Below are 2,255 nucleotides of genomic sequence, written 5' to 3' on the forward strand. Positions count from 1 at the left end.
CGAGTGACCGACACCGAACTCCTCGAAAAGAAGCTCGCCTTCATCGAGACCTGTGTCCGCGAACTGCGCGATCTCTGTCAGCCGGAACGCATCGTGGTGGACATCCGCGAGGAGCGCTTCGCCGCGCACACGCTCCAGATCGCCATCCAGGCCGCGCAGGATGTCGCCTCGCACATCGTATCCGCCAGCCGTCTCGGGGAACCGGAGAGCAACCGCGACCTGTTCGCGTTGCTCTGCGCGCATGGCTGGCTCAAACCGGAACTGTCGATCGTCATCCAGCGCATGATCGGCTTCCGGAACGTCGTCGTCCATGGTTACCAGCATCTGAAGCCGGCAATCGTCGCGGAACTGGTAACCGATCGCCTCACTGACCTGCTCGCGTTTGTCGCGGCTATTCGCTCGCGATTGAAAGAAACCCCTTCCGCTGGACGCTGACCGCCAGTCACTTGGGAAAAATGGGAAAAATGGGGACAGACCACGGTTTTTGCGTTCTTTCGCCCTGTCTCGTCGTGTCGACTCGTGCTTGACGGCGGACATGAAGGAAAGCGCAGCCAGGAAAACGTGGTCTGTCCCCTTTTTTTAGGCGGAGAGGTTCAGCTCGATTTCCCGCTCGGCGCTCCGCGCGACGGGTGTTCCTGAATCGCTGACGGTGCACTTCAGCGTCAGTTCGGCGACCGCCGTCGGCGTGCCGCTGATCCGCCCGGTCGCTGGATCGAGCGCCAGACCTGCGGGCAGGTTCGGGGTGATCGACCAGGTTCGCGCTCCTTCGCCACCCTCGGCTTCGAGCTGAGCCGAGTATTCGCTACCGACGACTCCATCCGGCAGGCTCGCGGTGCTGATCGCCAGGGGAGCGACGGTGACTTCGATCTCGATCTCCTGGCTCGCCGACGGGCTACCCGGCGACCCGGTATCGGTCACCGTGAACTTGAGCGTCGCCTTCGTGGCAGCCGTCGGTGTGCCGCCGATCTGCCCGCTGGCCGGGTCGAGCGTCAGTCCCGAGGGCAGGGCAGGGGTCACCGCCCACTGCAGCGAGCTGCTGCCGCCGTCGGCTTTGAGCTCCGCGACGTACGGGACGCCGACGGTCGCCGGGTCGAGGCTGGTCGTGGTGATCCTCAGCGAAACCATCTTGCCGCCGCGATCGTCCTGCGGCTTGAACCAGGCCTGGAAGATCTCGCGCAGCTTCAGGAAGGCGACGTCCGAAAACGCGCCGGAAAGCGCGGTGATCGCGCAGATGCCGAAGAGGTTGGCGGATTGCAGATCGCTGCCGCCGCCGGCCAGGAAGCCGCCGCGAATGACCAGGTACATCAGGAAGGCCAGCCCGGCGCCTTCGATCGGCTGAATCCAGTAGTAGAGGTCCCACGACGCGTAGAGCGTCCGCTGGCCACGGTAGTCGGCCATAGACTTGAGCGCATAGACGCACGAGCCGAAGCAGCCCGAGAGAAGGACGAGCAGCAGCAGGCGCAACTCGTTGCCGATCGACCAGGGCCCCCAGCCGAACAGGCTGACCGAGTTCTGCGGCTGAACGACGTCGAGGTAGTCCGAGCCGAAGTCGCCGGCCTTCGTCGATGCCGTGACGACGATCGTCCCGCCCGAAGAGACATCGCCACGGTTGAGTTCGACCCGAAGGTGCTGCTGGTCGAGAAGCTGACCTGGACGGCTCGCGCCGTTGAGCTTGATCAGCGTGTCAGCGGGGAAGTTGCAGCCGACGAGCAGAACCGGCGCGGGAACGGTTCCGACGGCCACGCGGCTCGGATGGAGCCCGGCCAATTGCGGGGATTCCCCCTTGCACGCGGGCTTCGGCCTCGGTTCGGGCGTGAGCTGCGCTTCGGCGGACCAGAGTACGGCGATCGCCACGCAGCTGGCGATCGAGAGAACGCCGAGGTAGAGGGCGATGACCAGCCGGGTCGAGGTCGACATCCTTTCCTGGCCGGAGTCGCGGCCCAAAGGGTACTTCCGGGCCAGGATGACCATGAAGAAGACCAGCGCGAGCAGCGCGAAAAGGATGACGACGACCATCCCGAATTCGATAATCAGGTTCATCAGACGCTCCCGATGATTCGCCTGACGGCGGCGTCACGCGGCTTGCGCCGCTCCCGCCCAGGCCCGTGGTGTTGACTGCCACGAGGATAACGCGCGGGTTCCGGCTTGTCGAGGACGCTCGCCGGACGTTGCCGCTGCCGCGTGACCGCGTGAAACACGGGCGCGGGCGAGCGCGATGACCACGCGCGGCTGCACGAGGGTGGCCGGGCGCGTCT

General features: G+C 65.4%; 2 protein-coding genes. One reads left to right on the plus strand and one right to left on the minus strand.

Annotated features, from left to right (window positions below; genetic code table 11):
• Positions 1–3 precede the first annotated feature (3 nt).
• On the plus strand, positions 4–435 hold the full coding sequence (locus NFW05_RS17150; protein ID WP_295309799.1) for a DUF86 domain-containing protein: 432 nt from the start codon (positions 4–6) through the stop codon (positions 433–435).
• Positions 436–579: 144 nt separating this feature from the next.
• On the opposite strand, the gene NFW05_RS17155 is transcribed toward NFW05_RS17150, so the two are convergent.
• Positions 580–2,040, minus strand: a complete 1,461-nt coding sequence (locus NFW05_RS17155; RefSeq protein ID WP_295309800.1) for an Ig domain-containing protein — start codon at positions 2,038–2,040, stop codon at positions 580–582.
• Between the last annotated feature and the right edge of the window lie 215 nt (positions 2,041–2,255).

It is taken from the genome of Accumulibacter sp., assembly GCF_023806625.1.
Lineage (GTDB): Bacteria > Pseudomonadota > Gammaproteobacteria > Burkholderiales > Rhodocyclaceae > Accumulibacter.